This is a genomic window from Pseudothauera rhizosphaerae (genome assembly GCF_004801305.1).
Lineage (GTDB): Bacteria > Pseudomonadota > Gammaproteobacteria > Burkholderiales > Rhodocyclaceae > Pseudothauera > Pseudothauera rhizosphaerae.
In genome coordinates this window covers 166337-187978 of sequence record NZ_SSOD01000002.1, presented here as the reverse complement: position 1 = coordinate 187978, position 21642 = coordinate 166337, and the positions used below count along the sequence as shown (strand labels likewise).

Genomic DNA, 21642 nt, shown 5'->3' with positions numbered 1-21642 from the left:
CCTCACACACTGCGCATCATCCGCCACAGGATCAGCACGCCCAGCACCTGCAGCCCTGCCGCCACGGCAAAGGTCAGCCGCCCGGTCGGGTCGTCGAGCATGGCGGCCATATAGCCGGGGTTGGTGAGCGCGATGTAGGTCGCCACGCCGACCGGCAGCAAGCCCAGCACCCAGGCCGAGATGCGCGTCTCGCCGGTCATCGCGGCCAGTTCGCCGCGCGCGCGCTCCTGCTGGCGGATCATGGTGATCACCGACGCCAGCATCTCCTTCGGGCTGGTGCCGAAGTGGTAGCTGATCTTGAGGCCCATGGCCACCAGCCCGATCTCGGGAATCTTCCGGCTCTCGGCCACGTTGCGCAGGGCTTCACCCAGGTCCACGCCGAGTTCCGATTCGCGTCTCACCCGCATCATCAGTTCGCGCAGCGGGTCCTGCGATTCCTCGGTTGCGAGGCGCAGCGCCGAGTGCACGTCGCGGCCGGTGGCGAGCGCGCGCAGCATCAGGTCGAGGAAGACCGGCAACTGCGCCACCAGGTGTGCGCGCTGGCGTGCCAGGCGCATGCGCAGCACCAGCACGGCGGCGGCGAGGATTCCCGCCGGCACCAACGCGGCGCCGGCAACGCCCTGCCACGTGCCGCCGAGCACGGCAGCCGCGGCAAGCGCCGCGGGCCACAGCACGAGGTCGCGGCGGCGGAACTGGTATCCGAGCGCCCCGCCGAGCCGGGTCCGGGCGCGTTGCCACCACCGTGCCTCGCCGGGGCGCGGTGCCGTGACGGCGGCCTGGGCCTCGCCGGGAATGATGCCGGCGAAGTGGCGCTCGACCTTCTCGCGCACGCGGGCCTGCCGCCCCGACACGAAGGACCAGCCGGCCAGCGCCAGCAGCAGGCCGGCAAGAAACAGCGCGAGCGCGAAATAGGGATTCATGCGAACCCTCCCGGCCCCAGGCGCAGGTCGTCGAGCTTGGGCGACACCGGACGTGCGTTGCCGGACTCGAAACGGTCGGTGGCCGCGTCGTGGCGGCAGAGTTCGTTGAGCACGAACTGCCCGTCGCGCACGCCGACCAGTTCGACCACCGCGAGGATGCGCCGCTTGCCGTCGGCGAGCCGGCCGATCTGCACCACCAGTTCGATGGAGGCGGCGATGGTCTGGCGCAGGGTCTGCTCCTTGCCCTGGAAGCCGGCCAGCCCGGCCAGCATCTCCAGCCGCAGCAGCGCGTCGGCGGAATTGTTGGCGTGCACCGTGCTCATGCAGCCGTCGTGGCCGGTGTTCATGGCCTGCAGCAGCTCCATGACCTCGTTGCCGCGCACCTCGCCCAGCACGATGCGGTCCGGGCGCATGCGCAGCGCGTTGCGCACGAGGTCGCGCGCGACCACCGAACCCATGCCGTCCACGTTGGGCGGGCGGGTCTCGAGGCGCACCACGTGTTCGTGGCGCAGTTGCAGCTCGGCCGCGTCCTCGATGGTGACGATGCGCTCGTCGTCGCTGATGAAGCGCGACAGCACGTTGAGCAGCGTGGTCTTGCCCGCGCCGGTGCCGCCGGAGACGAGGATGTTGCAGCGGCGCTTGACGGCCGTGGTGAGAAAGGCGAGGAGATCGGTGTCGAAGGTGCCGTAGGAGAGGAGGTCGCCCGCCTGCAGCGGGTCCTGGCGGAACTTGCGGATGGACAGGCAGGGACCGTCGAGCGCGATGGGCGGCACCACCGCGTTGACCCGGCTGCCGTCGGGCAGGCGCGCGTCCACCAGCGGGCTGGATTCGTCGATGCGCCGCCCCAAGGGCGCCAGGATGCGCCGGATCACGCGCACCACGTGGTCGTCGTCGATGAAGCGCAGCGCGGTGCGTTCCAGCTTGCCGTCGCGCTCGACGAAGATGGCGCGTGCGCCGTTGACCAGGATGTCGTTGATGCGGTCGTCCTTGATGAGCGTTTCCAGCGGGCCGTAGCCGGTGAGCTCGTCGACCATCTCCTCGGCGAGGCTGTCCAGGTCGTAGCCGCTCACCGGCAACTGCTTGTCGAGCAGGTAGCGCGACACGGTGTCGCGCACATAGACCGCGAGTTCGGCCGGGCTCATCTCGGCGAGGTTCAGGCGGTCGCGCTCGATCTCGCCGATCAGGTGGCGATGCAGGCGGAACTTGAGATCCTGGAAGTTCTCGGCCTGCTTGAGGCCGTATTCGAAGCCGAGCAGCCGCAGGTCCACGATCAGGCCCCCGCGCCGCGCAGGCGCGCACCCAGGCGCCCGAGCCAGCCCGGGCCGCGCTCGGCGGCGTCGGTGCGCTCACCGACGAGGCGCTGGGCAAGGTGGCGCACGCCGACGGTATAGGGGTCCTTGGGCGCGATCTCGAACAGGCTCTCGCCACAGTTCATGGCGGTGAGCCGCGTGAAGCCCGAGGGCGGCAGCGTTCCCCACAGGGGCAGGCCGAACGAACGCGCGATGCCGTCGGCGTCGGGCGGGATGCGCGTGAGGTAGCGGTCGACCACCAGCCCGGCATGCGCCAGGTCGATCTTGTTCTCGCGCAGGTACTTGAGCAGGCCGATGTTCTGCTTGCAGCTCGGCACGCTCTGCTCGGCGAGCACCACCATGTTGTCCACGTTGCTCAGCATCAGCAGCAGGAACTCCGAACGCACCAGCCCGCCCAGGTTGATCACCAGGTGGGCGAAATGCCAGCGCAGCGCACAGAGCAGCAGGTATACGTCGGCCGAGGTCATCTGGCCGATGGACCACGGCTCGTCGGGCATCGCCAGCACCGACAGGCCCGAGCGGTGGCGCGCGAAGCCGGTCTCGATCAGGGTCACGTCCAGGCGCCGCAGACTGCGCACCGCATCGACGAAGCTGTAGGAGGGCTGCAGCCCCAGGTACATCAGGGTATCGCCGTGGGGCATGCCGAGATCGAGGAGCAGGGTCGGCTCGCGCTCCTGGACCGCCAGCGCCAGGTGCAGCGCGAGCATGGGCGCGTCGCTGCCGGGGCGCGCACTCACCACCGCGGTGACCTTGCCGCGGCGTTCGCCGGGCGTGCGTTGGCCGCCGTTCTCGCGCGGCTTGATGCGGCGCACCATGGAGAGCAGCTCGCTCTGCTGCGCCTTGAGGGTGATGAAGTCGCGCGCCCCGGCGCGCATGGCCGCGAGCAGCAGCACGTTGTCCATGCTGTCGCCGATGGCGAGCACCGGCAGGAAGGGCTTGGCCGCCACCAGGCTCTCGATCAGCACCGCCTCCTGGCGCAGGCCCTCGGCGGTGAGATGCACGAATATCTCGGAAGCGCCGGCCAGATCGGCAAGCTGCAGGATGCGTTCCAGCGAGGGGCTCTCGGCCTCCAGCACCTCGCCTTCCTCGCGCAGCGCATTGGTGAGCCAGGCGACGCAGTCGGGCCGCTGGGTGACGACGATGAAGCTGTTGCGCTCGTTCATGCGGCTACTCGCCTGTCGCTGAGTCGGTGGTGGTCTGGGCCGCCACCGGGGCGGTCTGGAAGAACATCTCGAAGAAGCTTGGCTTGTATTCGTGCTCGGCCGCGCCGGGCAGGGGCGGCATGCGCGCATCGCGCGCGAGCGGGCGCACCAGGTGTGCGGTCACCACCATCATCAGTTCCTTGTCGTCGCGGTCGAAGCGGGTGGAGCGGAAAAAGGCGCCGATGAGAGGCAGGTCGCCCAGGCCGGGGAACTTGTCCACCTGGCTCAGAGTGTTGCGGCTGATGAGCCCGCTGATCACGAAACTCTCGCCGTTGCCCAGCGAGAGGCTGGTGTCGGTGCGGCGCACCGTGAGCCCCGGCACGCTGAAGCCGCCGATCTGCACGCCATTGACGAAGTCGAGCTCGCTCACCTCGGGCGCCACCTTGAGCCAGATGCGCTCGCCGTCGAGCACGGTGGGCGTGAGCGCCACACGCACGCCGTATTCCTTGTACTCGATGGTGACGCTGCTGCCGTCGCCGCTGCCGGTGCGCAGCGGAATGGGAATCTCGCCGCCGGCGTGAAAGCGCGCGGTCTGCCCCGACAGGGCCACCAGCGAGGGCTCGGCCAGGGTGTAGGCGAAGCCGTTCGCTTCCAGTGCGGAAAGCGTGGCCAGCAGCCCCGCCCCGGCGTTACCCCAGGCGAAGTTGAAGGCGTCCTGGTTGGAGAGGAAGCCGGTGGCGCTTTTCACCGTCCAGCCACCGTTGCTGCTCTCGATGCTGTCCAGCACGCCGCGCCCGGACAGCGCGGCCAGCCTGCCGTGGCGGTTGTTGCGGCCAAAGAAGAAAGCCGCGTCCATCAGGCTCTGCCGGCTCACCTCGACCACCTTGATGTCGATCTGCACCTGGCCGTCGAAGGCACTGCGGCTGGCGTCGAGGGGCGTCGCGCCTTCGCCGCCACCACGGGCGAGCAACTGGCGGCTGCGCCCGTGCGCTTCAAGGGAGGGCGCCTCGCCCTGCAGCACGAGTTCCCGGCCGGCGGGGGCGGGCGCGAGCGTGCCGGCGCCGTCGCCCCCCGGCAGTACCGCGAGCGTATAGCGGCGCGCCGGGCTGCCCGCCGTGCCTGCACCCCATACCAGGAGCGAGGTCGCCCCGGTGCGCTTGCCCGTGATCAGCAGCGTGCGCGCGTTGAGCACCATCACGCCGGCGAGTTCGGGATCGCCGATCGCCCAGCGCACGATGGGTGCAGGCTGCACCAGCACCTCCTGCTTGCCCGCCTCGACGGCGAAGGTTTCGACCGCACCGCCCTCTGCCCGGGCGATTCCCGCCACGACCAGCATCAGCACCGCCGCGAACGGCCAAGCTCTCCGGATCCAGTTCTTCATCATCTGCCTCACCGTGCCCCCACGGAAACCACTTCCACCTGTTCGCCGCGGTGTCCGGTCACGCGGTGGCCGGATTCGACGCGCCGCGCTGCCGTGCGCGGCGCCTGTGTGCCGCCCGTCCGTGCCGACGCGTCCTCGCCGCGGGCGAGTTCATCCAGGCGCAGCGGGCGGGCAGCGATGGGCGCCGTGCCCGCTGCTGCCATCTCGGCATTGCCGCGCAACGCCAGGCGCAGGGTGCCGCCGGAGGCCGCGAGCATCAGCCGCGCCGCCTCGGCCGCCGGCACCGCGAGCACCACGGCGCGGGTCGCACCGGCCTTCTTCTTCGCGTCCTCGCGCGAGTCGCCCGAGCTGCGTGAAACCAGTCCGTCCTTCCCGGACGCGGCCTCGGATGCGCCAGCCGGCTCGGGCGATTCCGGCACCAGTTCGCCCACCGCCAGCACGCGCAGGTTCTCCAGTGCGACCTGGGCCGAGGCGCGGTTGTCGGTCTCGCGTTCGGCGCGCAGGTAGAGCAGCACATCGACGCGGTCGCCGGGACGCAGGAAGCCGCCCACCGCCACGACGTCGTCCACCTTCACCGCGACCGCCCGTTCGCCCGCCCCGAGCAGCGGCGTGACCGCCCCCTGCTGGGCCAGATGTCCCGGAAGCACCGCCTCGCCCGACGCCACGTGCGCCACCGCGAGGCGCCCGACCACCGCCTCCACGCGGCCCACGCCCTTGGGTGCCGGTTCCTCGACGGCTCCGAGCGTCACATCCTCCGCGCCGATGAGCTGCCCCGGTGCGATGGGCCGGGCGGCGAGCACGGCCGGCGCCATGACCGGAACGTGCGCGGCGGGCGGCGCGGCTTCGGGTTCGGCCGGTTCCGAGCCGAGGCGGTAACCGAGCCAGGCCGCGAGCAGGGCACCCGCCGCGAGCACGCCCGCCAGGCTGCGCAACACGATGCTGTTCAAGATGGAGAACCTCCGCGTTCAGGGTGAGGGAACGAGTTCCACTACGGCCTGCCCCTCCAGATCTTCGGGCAGCCGGGGAACCGGGCCGATGAGCGGTACCACGAGTACCGGCAGCAGCGGCTGGGCGGCGTAGTCCGGATAGCGCACGCGCACGGTGAGCACGCCCGCACCGTAGGCCACCCCGACGTTGGTGTTGCCTTCGCCCAGCACTCGGGCCTTGGCCGCCGGGGGTAACCAGTCGAGGGAGCGCGCCACGCTCTCGCGCACCCGCGGCGCCACGCCTTCTGCGATGTAGGTCCCGCCGCTGAAGGCGCCGGGGTCGACCGCGATGGCGGCGCGGGCACCGCCCAGGGCGGCGTGTTCGAAGCCGGTTACCATCAGCATCGCGATCGCATAGCTCACGAGGGCGTAGAAAAGCACGAAGAAAAGCAGGAAGAGCAGGGCGAACTCGATCGCGGCCGCCCCGCGCTGACGCGGCGGCGGACAGATGCGACAGGATGCGGGGCCGCGGGGCATGGGAATACGCATCAGCGGCCTCCCGCGACGAGTGCCGCCAGCATGCCGACCGCGAGACAGGTGCCGAAGGGCAGCGGGCGGCGGCAGTCGACGCCAGGGTGATAGAGGAAGGTCGGCACGCGCACCAGCACGCCCAGCGCGAGCGCCCCGGCTGTCAGCCCGCCCACGGCGAACGTGATCAGCACCGCTTCGAGGCCGGACAGACAGGCGAAGGCGAGCAGGAACTTCGCGTCGCCCGCCCCCAGCCTCCCGGTGAGCCAGCCCGGCACGGTGAGCAGGAGCGCGATGGCCGCGGCGCCCGCCACATTCCACGGCTCACCGCCGAGCAGCGAGCGGCCGTCGAGGGCGAGGACGACGAGGGCTGCGGCACACACCCCGAGCGTGAGCGCGTTGGGAATCCTGCGCCAGCGCGCATCCGACAAGGCGATTGCCACCGCCCACGCCGCCACCAGCCAGCGTGGGTCCATGAGGAAACGTCCCCGCCGATTATTCGAGCGCGCCCTGTATCTGCTCGAAAATGGCCGTAACCGCTTCCCTTATGGGAGTGACGAATGCAACGAGGGCAACCGCGACCATCGCGGCAATGAGTGCATACTCGATGGCGCTGGCGCCTTCCTCTTCGCGCACGAAGCGCGCAAGCAGTTGTGTGACGGACATGCTGTTCTCCCGATGAAAATTTATGAATTCTTGATCTGGAGCAAAGAGTGTCACGGTGCCGGCTGTCGGATTTTGATGGGTGTCAACGTCAGGGGTTTCCCGTACGAGGCATGCCGAAGTCAGCGTGAAGTACGTCACGAATCAGATAATTCTTATAACTACTATCGGAAATATCCTATCTTCTCCGAACCTGAACCGAGGTCCGATTGGTGGATGTTCGCGCGCGCTACATAATGTTGTTGCATGTATTCGCGCGTCCTTCCCCCATGTCCCGTTCCACTCCCGCCCACATGTCTACCTCGCCTGCGCCTGCCCGTGCGGGCCGTCTGGCGTGGGCGGCGGTCGCTGGGGGGCTCGTGCGTGCTGGTCCGGTGTGGGGTTCCGGGGCGGGGGAGGGCGGCCTTGCCCCGACAGTCGTGGCTGCGGGTTTCCTTGCCATCGCGATGGTGGCCGCGACCATCGTCGTGGTCCGCTACGTAGGCCGGCTGCGCCGTCGCGCCGCAGCGCTCGATGCGGCCTGCGCGGCCGATCCCGGGTTCGTGTTCGTGTTTCGTCGCACTTCTTCCGGAGCGCCGCGCTGCGTCTACCGCAACCCGGCCGCCAAGCGCCTGTGCAGCGAGAGCTTCACTGCCGATCCGCTCCGGTTCGCCGCAGAGCTCGTCGCGGCAGCGTTCGCCGACGGGCAGGCACACAGCAACGAGAGTGCGCTCGACACGGCGGCCGGGCGGCGCACCGTGCGCTGGAGTGCCTGCGCGGTCGCCGATGCGGTCAGGCCGATCCGTCGTGTGACGCTCAGGGGGCGTGATCGCACCGAGGCGCGCGACGACGAGGCGCAACGCCAGCTCGCCACCGCAGTGCTCGCCCAGACGCGCGACTGCGTGCTGGTGACCGACGCGACCGGGCGCATCGTCCTGGTAAACCAGGCCTTCTGCGACACGACCGGCTACCGGCGCGAGGAAGTGATCGGCCACTCGCCCAGCCTGCTCGCTTCGGGGCTGCACGAGCGCAGCTTCTTCCGCGCCATGTGGGAGGCGCTGGAGCACGAAGGAGCATGGCAGGGGGAGGTCTGGAACCGGCGCAAGAACGGCGATTTATTCGCCGAGGCACTGTCGATCACGGCCTTGCGCGACGAGACGGGACGGGTGAGCCACTACGTGGGGGTGTCCTCGGACATCACTGCGCAGAAGGCGCAGACCGAGCAACTGCAGCACCTCGCCCATTACGATCCGCTCACGCATCTGGCGAACCGCGCGCTTTTCCACGACCGTCTCGGCCATGCCGTCTATCGAGCCGACCGCACCCAGGGGCGCATCGGGGTGATGTTCCTCGACCTGGACGGCTTCAAGGCGGTCAACGACAGCGCCGGCCACGACGCCGGCGACCATCTGCTGCAGGAGGTGGCGCGGCGGCTCGTGGCGAGCGTGCGCAAAGCCGACACCGTGAGCCGCCTGGGTGGCGACGAATTCACCATCCTGGTCGAGCCGGTGCTGGAGGTGAACCAGATCGTGGCGGCGGCCGAACGCATCATCGCCGCCGTCAACCGTCCGGTCACGGTCGGCGAGGAGACTTTCCACGTCGGTGTCAGCATCGGGATCGCCGTCTATCCCGATCACGCGACGTCGGTCGACGGCCTGCTCGAGTGCGCCGACCACGCGATGTACCAGGCCAAGCAGCAGGGCAAGAACCGCTACGTGCTGCATGCGTCGGGAGCAGCCTGAACGACGGGGCATCGCCGCGCGCGCAGCAAAAAAGAAAACCCCAACCGCGGGGGCGGTTGGGGTTCGGTGACTGGTGGGCCGGGGGCCATTGAACTATCTCGATATCACCTTTAATAGCAAGGAATTCACAACTGCCGTTCTGATAGTTGCCCCCAAAGTTGCCCCCAAGCTCACATGATGACACCCTGCTGTCTTCACTTGGCCTGCAGGCTGTCGGTCGCAGCTTCCCCGAATCTCTCTGGAAACCCAAACCGCCGATTTGGCGGTTTGCTCCTCCGCGCTCCTGCATGGCCTGCAACCGGACGTCCTTCCAGAAACGGCTTCCCCGCCGCGACCAACCCGAAATTATCGGGGATGTGCAGAGATGGGGTGACGTTTCACCACCTCACAGAGGCGCCAGAGGCGCCAGAGGTGGCAGGGTGGCCTGCTGGTAGGCAGCAGGTTGGCTAAGAAACCTTGCTGTTGCGGGAGAATGGGGCGGCCTGTTGCTGCTCGACAGGCGCCCAAAAGAAAACCCGCCACGCGGGCGGGTCTGGTGCTGGTGGTGCTGGCCTGTTGCTCGGTGTCAGGCGGGGGCTTCCTCCGCGTCGTCGCATCCGACACGCCTTGCAATGTCCCGCGTGCGGCTCACTTCGTCGCCGGTAGCGCTCATCGCGGCCCTTGCCAGCTCCCTGATGCGCAACGCCAGGCCGCGCACGACAAGGTGCTCCATGTCATCGTTCGGGGCCACGGCATTACGCAGCGTGTTGCACAACGCTTCGATCTCCCACGCTGCTTCCAGCGCCACGAGCTGCCGCCCCTTGGACATGGTCACGACGCCGTCGCGCTCTTCCAGGTCGGTGCCTTTCTGTTCTTGGCTCATCACTTCGTCCTCTCAAGGTTGTGCACGCTCCCATACTTCTCGCTGATTTCCCTGGCGAGGCTCAGACACAGTTCGGTGCAATCGGCTGTCACGCTCTCATGGACACCGAGATGAACTTCGGCCGAGGCTACAACCATGAGTTCGAGCAGGCCTTCAAGCTGGCACATCGCGCGGAAGATGCTTTCGTCGTTCGCTTGGATCACGGCTTCACCTCCTGTTGTTTGGCGTGTTGGGTCACCGACGGCCAGAGCAGGCGGGCCGTGGGGATCAGGGCGTTCATGCTGTTTCTCCTTCGTGGAGGTTTGCGATGTACATGCCAACGGCCAGCAGGCGGGCCGTGGCGCAGTCGGCCAGTTCCATCCCGGCCTGGCAGTGGTGCTTGAAGTCGTCGAAACAATCGAGCAGTTCGGAGAAGGCTTCGGGCTCGATGTTGGCAAACCCTTCGGCGAGTTGGGCCGGCGCGGCCTTGGCTTCGAGTTCCTGCCAACGCTTGACCACTTTCATGCGCGCCACGGGTTCATAGCCCAACAGCAGGGTAAGGCACGTGTCCTTGTCGAGTTCGTACTGCTCGTACTCCTGACCGTTCTCGCCAATGTAGGTTGTTGTTTTACAAAAAGGATTCAGATTTGAATCCCGCTTGAGAGCTTCCAACATGCTGCGGATGTCGCGCATCACGTTGCCATTGCTCATGCCTGGCCCTCCGACGCTTTCTTCATCCGCAGCTCGTTCAAGTGGAAGGTCGCTTCGTCACCCACTTCAACCATTGCCGCGATGGTGTCGAACGAATGCCCCAAAGCCCACAACAGCCCGGATACCTCGTCTGAATCCCGGAAGCTACCCGCCATGGGACTGTTGTCGCCGTCTGAGGAGATCAGGCACCCAAGGCTTTCGCAGATGGCAGCAAGGCGGCGCGCTTCGTCGGCCGCCGAGTCGGTGAGGTTCGCAACCTCTTTCATGTCTGCGTCGTCCATGCTGCGCTTCGCGTGCTCGAACAGGTTCATCATCACGTTCTGCATCGTGCTCATGCTCAAGCCCTCCCCTGAGCGGCGCGCTCCGCGTCAAGGGCCGTGCGCGCCCCTTCGATCAGTTCCATGGCAAAGCCGGTGGCCGTGCTCAGAGTGGAATCGCAAAGCCCTTCGATGTCCCCGGTACTGGCGAGAGTGAAGATCAGATCAAGGATGGCGTTGGCGTGGCCGAGCGCGGGGTCGACTTGATCCATGTCGTCCTCGGCGGCGGTGCGTTGCTGTGCGGTAGCCTTCATGCTGCACCCCCTTCTGAAGCGGCATGGGCAACGGGCAAGGCTTCAATCCGTTTGGGAAGGCAGTGCGCATCTAGGCGACGATCTGAGGCCTCGTCCTGGTTCTCGCAGCCGACATCCTCGGCCTCGCAGCCGATGATTCCCCGGATGTCGTCGGCTTTCTCCCAAATGGCGCGTAGCGCTTGGGCGATCAATTCAGGAAAGGTATAGGGGTGCGGCGTCTCCATCGCCGCCAAGGTGAGCCTGGCAATGGCCGAGATTTCGGAAAGCCCGTGATGCGCCGCGCTATCCATGTTGTTGATGGCATCCGTCAGGTTGCGGATACGGTCGCCAGATACCTCGACGGGCGTTGGCTTCTTGGCGGTGCTGGGCGCGGTCGCGCCTTGTGTGGTGCGTGCCATGGTCATGCCTCCTTGTTCGCGTTGGTGGTGCCGCCGTGCGCCGGGTACATCGCCGCTTCGCCGGCATCGATCAGCACCAGGATCTGTTTGTTCAGGCTGCGCTTCTCGCGCGCTGCCAGTTCCTTGAGCCGGTCGCGGTGGCCGGGCTGTTCGAACCGCAAGATGTACTTGTCTTCATTGCGTGTGCTCATTCGTGCTTCTCCTTGTGCATGGCCTATCGCCATGCGATTAACGATATGGCCTCAGGCCATGATCCGCCAAGGCAAAATATGGCCTGAGGCCATCAATTGTTTTTATGGCATCAGGCCAGCAGAATCCGCACATGAGCAGAAAGCCCCAAGATTCCGAGTCGCGTCACGCCGACAAGTACATCGTCCGTTTCCCCGGCGGGATGCGCGACCGCCTGAAAACCGCAGCCGAAGCGGCCGGCCGCTCGCTGAACGCCGAAATCGTCTTCCGCCTGGAGCAGTCCTTCAGGCTGGAAGCGGCCGGCCTTCTGGTGCCCGTGGTGGGCAGCCAAGTAGCGGAGGAGGTGCCGGCCTATGAGGGCGGTCAGGCAGCCGGACCCAGCGCGCGAGTGCAGGGTCTGATCCGCACGGTGCGGCAGCTCGAAGCGGAGTTGCTGGCGCTGCAGCGCGAGGCTTCTGCTGGTGGTGATCGGTAGGTCTGGCATGGCGTGATCCTCGGTCGTCGCAATGGCGACCAAGGTACGCGGGGTGGACACAGGTGTTCGCAATGCCTCCGCAATGGTTCGATGCCCTGCGACAGCATGAGCCGCAGATAGGCCCTTGACCGCTGGCCGGCGCAGCGGTGATCCATCACCAGAGAGTCGTCGCAAGTACGGCCTTGACTGATGTAATCGAACGATTACAATGCGGCCATGTACACGATTCGCCAACTCCCGGAATTCGCCGCATGGTTGTCTGGCCTCAAGGACGGCATGACGCGGCTACGCCTGGCCCGGCGGCTGGAGAAGGTCCAGCGCGGCAACTTGGGCGACGTGAAGCCGGTGGGCGAAGGGGTGTGGGAGATGCGCGAGTTCTTCGGACCGGGCTGGCGCATGTACTACGTGCAGCGCGGCGAAGTGTTGATCGTGATGCTGGGTGGTGGCGACAAATCCACACAGGCCACCGACATTGCCAAGGCCATCACGTTGGCCGCGAAGCTGGAGGATTGAACCATGACCAGGAAGATCAAGGTTTCCGAACTGCCCGAATTCGACATGGCCGAGCATCTGCCGGACGAACAGGCCATCGCCGAATACCTGACCATCGTGCTGGAAGAGAACGACCCCGCGGCGCTTGCCGACGCGCTCGGCACGGTGGCGCGCGCCCGCGGCATGTCCGACATCGCCAAGGCTTCGGGCATCACACGCGAGGCGTTGTACAAGGCGCTGCGCCCCACCAGCCAGCCGCGTTTCGAGACTATCAGCCGCGTGTGCGCGGCCCTGGGCGTGAAGCTGGTCGCGGTGCCGGTGCATGGCGAGCGCGCCCATGCGTAGAACGTGGGGGCAATGACGATGGACGAAATCCGCCGCGGCGAGCGTCAGCCGTCCCGCGAGTTCGCCGTCGATGCGCTGCAGGTCAAGGAAATCCGCAAGGCCACCGGGCTGTCGCAGGCACGGTTTGCCAGGGTGATCGATGTGCAGGTGGGCCTCCTGCGCAACTGGGAGCAAGGGCGCCGCGAACCCACCGGCCCGGCCAAGGCGCTACTGCGCGCCATCCACAACGATCCGGAACACGTACTGCGGGCGCTGGCCGGGTGAGTAGAAACACGCCGCCGATTCGTGCGCTTACATACCCGTGATTCCGGGTATCTTGGCGGGACCGCAGAGGGGTGGTCTACGTGAATTTCGTGCGTACCGGCCTGCGTACCAGGGTGCGTACCAGTGTTCTCACGACGCGGTTTCCTTGGAAACTCGCCTGGAAACCTCAGACTTGGAAACCAGTTCATCGGCTTTGGCGGTCTGTGCGTACCTACCGCAACCAGCTCCACATACCCGATAGTTTCGGGTATCTCAGGGCAGCGCTAGCCAAGGTTTCAAATCGCGCCGTTGTCCTCGTGCTTGGAAGTCCTCACGAACTCAACCGTAATGCGCGCCTGAATCGGGCCACCATTCGGACCCGAGTGCGTATTGTCGATGCGGTCACGCCACAGGTCTGGGCGACGGTTCTTGAGCCAGAAGATTGCCGCCGTGGTATCCGGTGGGTAGTGCTCTGTGTAGTCCTCACGCACCACCTGGTTGGCGATGCTCATGATCTTGACGGCCGGATGCGAGTATCCAAGGGCGCGCTGATAGAGCCGATCAGCCACCTCGGCATCAGCGGCGGCCTTGCCCGCCTTTAGGGACTGACAAAATTCCTGATGCTCGGCCTTCCAACGGTTGATAGTCCGTGCATTCACTTCGAAGAAGTCCGCCAATTCCACGTCGGTCGCGCCGAGCCGGCAGAGCTTGCGCGCCTGCTCGGCGCACTCTTCGCGGTAGGCGGTAGGCCGCCCCCTCCTTGCTTTGGTTTCTCGTGTCATGTGGTTTTCTCAGCAGAGTCAGTGCACATTCGCGAAGGCGCCTTCCTCGCGTAGCCCTTCACGTTTACGGGTGAGGTAGATGCCATCCTTGATCTGTGCAGCATTGCGCATCTTGGCGCGATAGGCCTGTTGGAAGTGGGTGGGGCCGAGCGCGAATTCGGGATTCTGGCGGCTGAAGCGCTGTGCCGCCTGCACGGCTTCAGTCATCGCCGCGTTGTCGCCGGCCATGTTCGCCGCCACCCACATGTTCAGGATCTCCGAGCGCCGATCCTGCAGCCGGGCTTCGCGCCCCTTCACCGCGCTGCGGCCCTCGTACATCTCGGCCATGCGCGACGGCTGGAAGCCCAGCGCTGCCCCCACAATCTCGGCCGGCGTCAGGTCGATGCCGAGGTCGTCACCGCGCCAGGACCGCACACCCTCGTCGCTGAACCGATAGGCCTTCAGCGGGGCGCTGACGAACTTGGGCATCATGGCTTCCACGCCACGGGCGAACTTGCCTTCGTCGAAGGCCTGGGCGGCCGTGCCCATCTGGCCGGCGTAGCCCGCCACCGGGCCGAGCAGGGTGAGCATCCAGGCTTCCACCAGATCGCGGCCTTCGGCTTCCTTGGCCGGCGGGCGAATCCACAGATCCCCGAGCCCGACGCGGGAAGCCATGTCGACGTTGAGCAGCATGCGCAGCGGGCCGTGCGCGATGGCTTCGCCCGCTTCCACGCCGAACACATCGGCCAGCATCTTCCGGTACTCGGTTTCCCAGTCCCACGGGTCGTCCTCGTCGCCCATGCCCATCGAGAGCAATGCCAGCAGCGGCGAGATACCGAAGACGCCCAGCGGCAAGCCCAGCGTGCCGGCGGCGGTGAAGTGCATCGCCGCCACGCCCAGCAGCATCCGGCGCGCCTCCCGCTTCACCTCCTGGCTTTCGCCCTTCAGCGCCTGGTAGGCGTTCCGCCACAGCAGGTAGGTCATCTGCTGGCTGTACTGCCTGAACATCGTGATGACGCGCGTGAAATTGCCCTGCATGAAGCGCGCGCGGTTCGAGGCCGAGTAGTCGAAGTGCGTGCGGATCAGCGCCCCGCGTGCGGCTTCCACGGCGCCGGCATGGTCCCGGCCGTTGTCACGTGCGAGCCGGTAGGCGGCCAGCGCCGAGGCCTGCCGGTTGAAGACCTCCGGCACGTGGAAGGTCCAGCCGATGATTTTCATGGCCCGGTTGATCGCGAAGGCGCGCTTGCTCACCGTGCTGTCGGTGTTCGCCGTGCCGGCCAGGTCGTGGGCCTGGGTGAGGTTGATGAGCCCCATGTTCTCCAACTCACGGATGGCCTGCTGTTCGTCGGCGGTGAGCTTGGGATTGCCCGCCATCACGAAGCCTGACCACTTCTCCCACTTGCCGCCGAAGTAGTCGCGGCTAGCCTTCGTGAGCGCCGCGCTGGCCTTGCCGAAGCCGTACTTGGCACCAAGCCACGGGAAGGTCACGAACGGCGTCTGAGTCATGTTCACGATGCCGCTCGCCACCGATCCGCCCAGCGACATCACGAAGCCCACTTGCCCGGCTGCGGCAGCCACCGGATGGGTGTTCGGGCTCAGCATGGCGTCCAGCCGGCGGGAGAGTTCATTGACCACCTGCTGCTGCGCGGTCACATCGACGTTGCCGCCCGCGTCGCGGAGGTTCTTCTGCATCTCGTCGAGCAGCAGGGAGAGTTCGTGCGCGTGTCGAATCTTGGCGATGTGGTGCCCGGCGTGCTGCATGCTCGCCGCGAAGGCGCGCATGGCGTCGTTCGAGAAGCCGGGCACGCCCTTCCGGTGGCGGAAGTGCCGGCGGTAGCTCGCATCCGGCAGGGTGCCGATTGCCAACTGGTTCAGGTTGTCCATGAGGTTGGCTTTCTGCGTGGCCGGCAGGTCCAGGGCGTTGATCTTCTCCAGTACGTCGCCGATGAACTGGCCGGCCGCACCGTCGCGCGTGGCCGAGTACTGCGCCTTGCTGGTGGCCTTCACCGTCCAGCCGGCCAGGCGAAGTTGGCGCATGCGCAGCTCGCGCTGGGCGCTCGATTCGTAGGTCTCGACCATGCGCTCCTTGCCCTTGTCGGCGATCAGCACCAGGTCGCCGAAGCGCGCCAGCGGGAAGTAGGGGCCGTCCTTGAGGTAGTTGTCGAACTCCAGGCGGATTTGCGCGGCTACCCGGGCGCCGTTCGTGCCGGCGTTCTCGGCCCGGTCCGCGAGGCCGTCGCGGATCGCCAACAACGTGTCGCGGTAGGTGTTGCGCACGTCCCGATACAGCGTCTTGGCGGCCTCGGGCAGGCTGTCCCACAGCTTCTGCATGTCCTGCAGCTCGCCAGGTGGCAGGAGACTGTCCTTGTGTTCCGCCGGGTCGTACTTCGCCAGCGTCGCCCGGTGCATGAGGTCGGACATACGATCCGAGACCGTGGACGGCAACTGCCGCCAGCGCTCGATCAGGGCGTCGGCGCGCTCGGCGTTGCGCTGGCGCACGGTGTCCATCTGCCGCACGACTTCATCGAAGCGGCGCACGCCGGGCATGGTCTTGCCCCAGATGTCGGTGATCTGGTCGCGGGTCAGTGCACCGAGTGCCCAGCCGCGGTTCGTGCGCAGGGCGTGGGCGGCCCATTCGGCAGGGGTGAGACGCGGCGGAGCCGGGCTGTCGGCGTAGGGCGTGCCCTCTTCGCGCACCGGCATGGACTTGAGGCGGCCCTTCATGAAATCAGGCCCGGCCAGCACGCCGGCATCCATCAGGGAAAAGCCGTCCGCCTGCACCACGTCGGAGAAAACGCCTTCCTGCATCAGGGTCACGAAGTCGCTGACCTCGCCGTCCTCGGGCAGCACCAGGAAGCGGCGGCCACCGCTGCCGGTCTCTCGCGCCGCCCGGCGCACAACAGCCTTCAGCCGGGTGATTCCCTTCTGCGTGGCGTCCTTCAGCAGCGCGGCCGGCAGGTCCACCAGCAACTGCACGCGTCCCTTGGCGTCGGTGGTGATGATGGTCGCGTGGCCGTTGGGTACCTGCAGAATCTTGCCGATCATCGCCACGTCCTTGGGGCCGGAGAGCTTCACGCCCAACAGTTCGTGTTCGAGTTCGGGCCGGCTCTTGAAGTCGATGCCGGCGAGTTCCGGGGCCTTCACAACTTCCACGTCATCCAGGCGGCGGATGACCGCGTACTCGTTGTGGTCGATGACGACGTGGCCGCGGAAGGCTCCCGGGTGGGCGCGGAAGATGCTCTCCGTGATGCGGATGTCCGCCGACGAAGGGCGGGCATAGCCCGAGGGGTGGTTGTGCAGGACGTAGAAGCCGTCCGCATCGAAGCGGGTCATGTTCGCGCGGATGTCCGCGTCGAACACGTCCGCACGTGGAAGGGCAACGGCCGCCGGCATGCGCGAGGTCAGGCCGGTCTCGCCGACGATGCGGCCGTCCTTCACGTAGAAGGCGCGGAAGGTCTCGAAGCGCGGATCGCGATAGACCTGGGCGAGGCTCGCCAGGTCGGCCGGGCTGTCGATGCGCAAGCCGGTCAGTTGGTTGGCGCGGCCTACTACGAAACCTTCGTAGAGGGCCGAGCCGAGTACGGCGATTGGGCTTCCGTCAGGATGAGGCGATCGGGCAGTACGCGCACTGATGATCCGTCGGCGAAGGTCTCGGAGCGCAGCACGTCCGGTGTCGCGCTGGGCGTCGGTCGTGTCCGCGCGGGTGTCGATGGTGCGGTAAGGGTCGGGCTGGGCATCGGGGGCCTCCTGCTGGGTGGCCTGGTCGGGCTGGGTGCGGGTGCCGGGCATCGCTTCCGGTGCAGGGGCAAGCACGGCCGTCAGCCGCCCGCGTACTGCTTCGCTCAGGTCCGCCCACGCCTTCGTCGCCGCCCGCTTGGCGAGCACGTTGGGTTCGCCCGTCTTCGTGGTCCAGCCGGTGCGGGCGGCCAACGCCTGGCGCTGATCGACCGGCATGGCATCCCACTGGCGGCTGATGTTCGCGGGCGCTGCTTGCGTGCGCTGCACCTGCGGTGCGGGTGCAGCCGTACTCGGTGCCGCGGCGGGTGCCAGATCAACGAACAGGCTGTCCGCCGTCGGGTTGCCGGTGGCGACGGGGGCTGCCGTCTGCATCGCCTGCGCCAGCCGGTCCCGCAGGCCAGCGTTCAGCACCGTCCAGGGGATGCCCGGCACGTTCCTGCGCTGCACCGGGTTGAGCCCGGCGCGGTCGACCACCGCCTGGCGCTCGGCCGGGGTCATGGCGGCCCAGCGGGTGGCTGGCGGGGCGAGGTCGGCGAAGAGGCCGTCGGCGTTTCCTGGACCGATGGCGCCAGCTGCCGGCGCAGCGCCGGCAACGGCCGGGGCTTCGTTCCTGACGGGTGCTTGATCCGGCGCCACCAGCGCGGCCACGAATCGGCCTTCCTGCCGCGGATGCGGTATCGCCACCCACTCACCGCCGGAGCGCTCGCGGTTTCTCGCTGCAACCCGCTGCGCCGCATCCATCGTGCCGAGCGGGATACTCATGCGCTGGATGGCCGGCTGTGGGCGTGGCTGGAAGCGCGCCACGGCGGTGCGCTGCTCGGGCGTCAGTGCATCGACCGGCGCAATCCCGAAGCCGGTGCCATCCACGTTCGGCACGACCGCGACCGGTGTTCCGCCGGCCAGGCGCTGGGCGTTCTCCAGCGGGACGGGCGACTGGTTGGGCGTGAAGGCGGCGAACTCGCCGAAGTCCGGCGTCGGCAGCACATCGGCTTCGCCGCCTTCGCTGTCAGTCCCGGCTGGTGCCGTGTCGGGGATGGTGCCGACGGCCATCGGCTCGACGGCAGGCGCAGCAGCGCCGCTATCGACAGCGAGCGCCGCGGCGGCGGAGATCGGGCCGGCGTTCGGGTCCAGACCCATCTGCCGGGACGGCGGCAGGGTCTGTGCAAGCGCGGCCTCGACATCGAAATCCTCTCCCGGCAACTGCGCGGGCTGTGCGCCGCGCGTCGGCCCCACCGCAGCGCCAGCAAGGCCAAGGATGCCCTCGGCTGCGGCGTTGAGGGCCACGTCCTCCGTGAGGGGCTGGTCGGGCAGCGCGCGGCGCACGCCGACGTTCGAGGCCAGTTGCTCGACGGCCCCTTGCGAACCTTCATCCAGCACGCCGATGGCGGCATTCGCGATGCGGCCGTGGGCCGGTGCGACGCGCGCCGCCATCCCTTCCAGGCCGTACTTCCCGCCGAGCGCGCCGACGGCACCGGCCGCCAGGATCTCGGGGGCATTCCGCCCGAAGCTGCCTCCCATCTCCGCCTTGGCCTCGGCCTCGGTCATCGTCTGCCGCAGGCGGGCATACTCGGGGCTCGATGCCTGCAGCTCGGCATCCGGTGTGCTGTCGATCTTCTCGAAGATGTTGCCGCGCACTTCGCCCGCCGTCAGGCCACCGGCCAGCCCCATGGTGGCGCCGGTCCGTACCGCAGCATTGGCCCCCTGCAGCGCCTTGCCGGCGACGCCGAAGGGACCGATGTTGCCGGCGGCTTCCGCGACCGTGCCGAGCGGGTCTTCCGTGATGGCGTGTTTCAGGTAGATGCCGGCCTTGTCCAGTTCGCCTTCGGCGCCGGCAAGCTGCTGGCCGAGTTGGGCGCGCTGCTTCTTCTTCCAGTCGGATTGCGATTGCTGGCCGGACTCGATGAAGCCGCCGATGGCCTTCGATGCCGCCGAGCCCGGCGCGACCAGATCGACACCCGCCTTCGCCAGGCCGGCGGCGGCGTTCGCGGTGTCGATCATGAAGTCGTTCGCGTAGGCGAAAGCGTTGCGCTTCGGCTTGGGCGGGGCCAGATCGGCGAACAGTGCGTCGGCCCCTGTTTGCCCGCCTGCCCTTGTGGCCCCCCGGCCGGGAGCAAGGTCGGCGAACAGATCGTCCGCAGCAGAAGGCGCGGGAGGCGGCGCGGTACGCCCGGCACGGCTCGGCGCCAAGTCCGAGAAGAGGTCGTCGGCGGCGCTCATCGTGCGATGTCCTCGAAGCTCAGGCCGTACTCGCCGAGGCGGGCCAGGACCGCTTCGCGGTTGTAGCCGCTTTCGAGAGCTCGGCGCGCCGACTGGATCGCGGCGTCGCGGCTGACGCCATTCGGCAAGGCCTTCGGTGCCGCGCGCGGCGTGACCACCGATGCGGTGCCGTCGCGGTTCAGGATCATCGGCACGCGGCGGGTGCCGGCCATGGGCTGCGCCGGGTTAATCAGTTCCTCGTTGTAGATGACCTGGGCGTTCTGCGGCTCCTTCCCCTGAATCGCCGCGAGTGAGCGCGAAGCCAGTGCGGCGTCTGCCGCCGACTTGGGATTGACGATACGGTCCTGCAGCGCGGCGATGTTGCGCTGCTGCTGCGTCTGAAAACCGCGTGTCTCCGCCTCGCCGGCCGCACGCTCCTGGTCCAGGCCGAGCCGCGCAATCGCCTGCGCATCTTCCTGCTGCCCACGGATCAGCCCTGCGGCCACCTGACGCCCGGACCGGCTCGGGCCGGTGAGCATGTCGCGGACAATCTCCTCGTTCGTCTTCTGCCGCGAGAGCCCGCCGCCACCGGCGTTGAAGTTGATCTGGTCTCGGATCGCCGTCGTCTCGCCGCGAATTGCATTGGCGCGGGCCATCCTCTCGTTGGCGGAGTTCAGGTCAACGCCTTCCGTGAATGCCCCGGCCGGCGAGCGCGTTACATCCGTCCCGGAGAACTCCATCACACCATTGGCGCCGCGGCGCGCCGTGATGCCAGTTCCTCGAACCTGCTGCTCGGCGTTGTAGAGAGCTGTCGCGTCGCCACCGGCACGCCGCAGGCCGCCGGGCGCCTGGCGCTGCCACGATTCGCGGTAGATGTCGCCGGCCGTGTTGCGCTGCTGATCGGTCAGGTCGGCAGCGTTGAACGGCGCGATGCCGCGGGCGGGCGCGGATGTCGCAGGCTGCGTGCCTGCCGGGCTGGCACTCACCGCTTTGCTGGCTGTGGCGGGTGCAGGAGACGGCGCCCCGGCCAGGCCGGCAGTCAGCCCGCGCGCCGCAGGGGCTACCGCTTCAACGCCGCGGCGAGCGTACTCATAGGCATCCAGCGGAAGTGATCCGACAGTCTCTGCCGCGCCACGCACCGTTCTGCCGATGGCGCCGCTGTAGTCGCCCGACTGCCAGCGCTGCTCAGCGTCCCGCGCGGCGGTATCCAGCGCATTGCGCGTGACGGGCAGGACGTTGCGATCAGCCCAGCCAGGAAGACCGCCAGCAGACTGCGTAGAGGTCGCTTCGGTACTTGGCGTCCTCGATGCAGATGGTGCGGTAGCCGGCTGGCCGAAACCGCCCGCGAACCGGCGGCGCTCAGGGTCATCTTCGACGGCACCACCATCGGCGAACGACTGGCGTTCCGCCTTTGTCCTGGCGAGCACCGATGTAGGACCGAAGCCAAGCTTCGGCGCATTCGCCTCCTGGGCTTCCTTCGCGCGCGCGTACAGGTCGCAAATCGGGTTCGCGCCGTTCTCGTCCTTCTCGCTCAACCAGCGTGCGACAGTGGCATAGTCGGGCAGCCCGAGCTTCGGCTGTTCTTGCGGCGGGGGGCGCTTGAGTCCGAACCCCGACCCATCCGTGTTCTGTTTGGCCGGCGCAGGCGGTTTGTAGCCGGGCAGACCGAAACCACGCTCCTGCGCTTTCACCTTCCCTCCATCGGCCAGGAATGGCCGGAGGCCAAGCTTCGGCGCCGGCACGTGGGTGGCATCCCTGACGGCATCGAGTACCTTGGCGCCGATGTCCTGCACCTGCTCGGGCGACAAGGCATGCTCGCCGTTGCTCAGGTTCACAGGCACGCCATTGCGACGAAGGCCCAACTTCGGGGCGTCGTCCGGGTTGGCCTTCGTCGGCCGCTTCGGCAGCCCGAAACCCAGCCCGACCTGTGCGGTGCTGTCGGCCGGCATGATGTAGCTTCCTTCCGGCACCGTGGCCTTGATGCTGTCGGATGTGCCGGTGCCTGGGCCACGCACCCGCCCGCCGTTTGCAAGCTCTTGCGCCCGTCCGCGCTCGATGATGGATCTCAGTCCGTACATGTTTGCTGCTCCT

23 protein-coding genes are annotated in these 21642 nt (G+C 67.6%); 5 read left to right on the top strand and 18 right to left on the bottom strand.

Features of this window, described 5'->3' with window-relative positions:
* Nucleotides 1–2: 2 nt before the first annotated feature.
* The 8 genes from E6O51_RS02855 to E6O51_RS02820 are packed head-to-tail and all read right to left on the bottom strand — an operon-like array spanning nt 3 to nt 6873.
* On the bottom strand, nt 3–920 hold the full coding sequence (locus tag E6O51_RS02855) for a type II secretion system F family protein (protein ID WP_136383461.1): 918 nt from the start codon (nt 918–920) through the stop codon (nt 3–5).
* The gene (locus tag E6O51_RS02850; protein ID WP_330997882.1) at nt 917–2188 is read right to left on the bottom strand and encodes a CpaF family protein; all 1272 of its coding nucleotides are present in this window, start codon (nt 2186–2188) and stop codon (nt 917–919) included. The genes E6O51_RS02855 and E6O51_RS02850 overlap by 4 nt, the downstream gene beginning before the upstream one ends.
* Before the next feature lie 2 nt (nt 2189–2190).
* Nucleotides 2191–3393, bottom strand: coding sequence for an AAA family ATPase (locus E6O51_RS02845; protein ID WP_168735167.1), 1203 nt, complete (start codon nt 3391–3393; stop codon nt 2191–2193).
* A 4-nt stretch (nt 3394–3397) separates the two neighbouring features.
* Nucleotides 3398–4756, bottom strand: coding sequence for a type II and III secretion system protein family protein (locus E6O51_RS22440; RefSeq protein WP_330997881.1), 1359 nt, complete (start codon nt 4754–4756; stop codon nt 3398–3400).
* A 5-nt stretch (nt 4757–4761) separates the two neighbouring features.
* On the bottom strand, nt 4762–5700 hold the full coding sequence (gene cpaB, locus E6O51_RS02835) for a Flp pilus assembly protein CpaB (protein ID WP_168735166.1): 939 nt from the start codon (nt 5698–5700) through the stop codon (nt 4762–4764).
* Between the two features lie 18 nt (nt 5701–5718).
* The gene (locus tag E6O51_RS02830; RefSeq protein ID WP_211091307.1) at nt 5719–6228 is read right to left on the bottom strand and encodes a TadE/TadG family type IV pilus assembly protein; all 510 of its coding nucleotides are present in this window, start codon (nt 6226–6228) and stop codon (nt 5719–5721) included.
* Nucleotides 6228–6683: a prepilin peptidase gene (locus E6O51_RS02825; protein WP_136383458.1), complete on the bottom strand. Its 456-nt coding sequence runs from the start codon at nt 6681–6683 to the stop codon at nt 6228–6230. Before E6O51_RS02825 ends, E6O51_RS02830 begins: the two co-directional genes overlap by 1 nt.
* Before the next feature lie 19 nt (nt 6684–6702).
* A complete protein-coding gene (locus E6O51_RS02820) occupies nt 6703–6873 on the bottom strand; it encodes a Flp family type IVb pilin (protein WP_136383457.1) in 171 nt (56 codons plus the stop codon).
* Nucleotides 6874–7289: 416 nt separating this feature from the next.
* Here E6O51_RS02820 and E6O51_RS02815 point away from each other — a divergent pair, with 416 nt between their 5' ends.
* The gene (locus E6O51_RS02815; RefSeq protein ID WP_168735165.1) at nt 7290–8591 is read left to right on the top strand and encodes a sensor domain-containing diguanylate cyclase; all 1302 of its coding nucleotides are present in this window, start codon (nt 7290–7292) and stop codon (nt 8589–8591) included.
* Nucleotides 8592–9156: 565 nt separating this feature from the next.
* On the opposite strand, the gene E6O51_RS02810 is transcribed toward E6O51_RS02815, so the two are convergent.
* The 7 genes from E6O51_RS02810 to E6O51_RS02780 form a co-directional block, all read right to left on the bottom strand.
* Nucleotides 9157–9453: a hypothetical protein gene (locus E6O51_RS02810; protein WP_136383455.1), complete on the bottom strand. Its 297-nt coding sequence runs from the start codon at nt 9451–9453 to the stop codon at nt 9157–9159.
* Nucleotides 9453–9656, bottom strand: a complete 204-nt coding sequence (locus tag E6O51_RS02805; protein ID WP_136383454.1) for a hypothetical protein — start codon at nt 9654–9656, stop codon at nt 9453–9455. Before E6O51_RS02805 ends, E6O51_RS02810 begins: the two co-directional genes overlap by 1 nt.
* Nucleotides 9657–9729: 73 nt before the next feature.
* Nucleotides 9730–10143: a Rha family transcriptional regulator gene (locus tag E6O51_RS22020; RefSeq protein WP_211091306.1), complete on the bottom strand. Its 414-nt coding sequence runs from the start codon at nt 10141–10143 to the stop codon at nt 9730–9732.
* Nucleotides 10140–10478: a hypothetical protein gene (locus E6O51_RS02795; RefSeq protein ID WP_136383453.1), complete on the bottom strand. Its 339-nt coding sequence runs from the start codon at nt 10476–10478 to the stop codon at nt 10140–10142. The genes E6O51_RS22020 and E6O51_RS02795 overlap by 4 nt, the downstream gene beginning before the upstream one ends.
* A gap of 2 nt (nt 10479–10480) precedes the next feature.
* Nucleotides 10481–10714: a hypothetical protein gene (locus E6O51_RS02790; protein WP_136383452.1), complete on the bottom strand. Its 234-nt coding sequence runs from the start codon at nt 10712–10714 to the stop codon at nt 10481–10483.
* Complete coding sequence (locus E6O51_RS02785; protein ID WP_136383451.1) at nt 10711–11112, bottom strand: hypothetical protein; 402 nt, start codon at nt 11110–11112, stop codon at nt 10711–10713. Before E6O51_RS02785 ends, E6O51_RS02790 begins: the two co-directional genes overlap by 4 nt.
* Before the next feature lie 2 nt (nt 11113–11114).
* Entirely contained in the window at nt 11115–11303 is a 189-nt protein-coding gene (locus tag E6O51_RS02780) for a hypothetical protein (protein WP_136383450.1), read from the bottom strand.
* Nucleotides 11304–11434: 131 nt separating this feature from the next.
* Here E6O51_RS02780 and E6O51_RS02775 point away from each other — a divergent pair, with 131 nt between their 5' ends.
* The 4 genes from E6O51_RS02775 (at nt 11435) to E6O51_RS02760 (ending at nt 12877) form a co-directional block, all read left to right on the top strand.
* Entirely contained in the window at nt 11435–11776 is a 342-nt protein-coding gene (locus E6O51_RS02775) for an Arc family DNA-binding protein (protein ID WP_168735164.1), read from the top strand.
* A 216-nt stretch (nt 11777–11992) separates the two neighbouring features.
* A complete protein-coding gene (locus E6O51_RS02770) occupies nt 11993–12289 on the top strand; it encodes a type II toxin-antitoxin system RelE/ParE family toxin (RefSeq protein ID WP_136383448.1) in 297 nt (98 codons plus the stop codon).
* A 3-nt stretch (nt 12290–12292) separates the two neighbouring features.
* Nucleotides 12293–12613 carry an addiction module antidote protein gene (locus E6O51_RS02765; RefSeq protein ID WP_136383447.1) on the top strand — a complete coding sequence of 107 codons (321 nt, stop codon included), beginning with the start codon at nt 12293–12295 and terminating at the stop codon, nt 12611–12613.
* A gap of 18 nt (nt 12614–12631) precedes the next feature.
* Entirely contained in the window at nt 12632–12877 is a 246-nt protein-coding gene (locus tag E6O51_RS02760) for a helix-turn-helix domain-containing protein (RefSeq protein WP_230976679.1), read from the top strand.
* Nucleotides 12878–13152: 275 nt separating this feature from the next.
* On the opposite strand, the gene E6O51_RS02755 is transcribed toward E6O51_RS02760, so the two are convergent.
* The 3 genes from E6O51_RS02755 to E6O51_RS02745 are packed head-to-tail and all read right to left on the bottom strand — an operon-like array spanning nt 13153 to nt 21629.
* Entirely contained in the window at nt 13153–13638 is a 486-nt protein-coding gene (locus E6O51_RS02755; protein ID WP_136383445.1) for a helix-turn-helix domain-containing protein, read from the bottom strand.
* 18 nt (nt 13639–13656) lie between these two features.
* Nucleotides 13657–19572 carry a PLxRFG domain-containing protein gene (locus E6O51_RS02750; protein WP_136383444.1) on the bottom strand — a complete coding sequence of 1972 codons (5916 nt, stop codon included), beginning with the start codon at nt 19570–19572 and terminating at the stop codon, nt 13657–13659.
* Nucleotides 19569–21629: a hypothetical protein gene (locus E6O51_RS02745; RefSeq protein ID WP_136383443.1), complete on the bottom strand. Its 2061-nt coding sequence runs from the start codon at nt 21627–21629 to the stop codon at nt 19569–19571. The genes E6O51_RS02750 and E6O51_RS02745 overlap by 4 nt, the downstream gene beginning before the upstream one ends.
* Nucleotides 21630–21642: the final 13 nt, after the last annotated feature.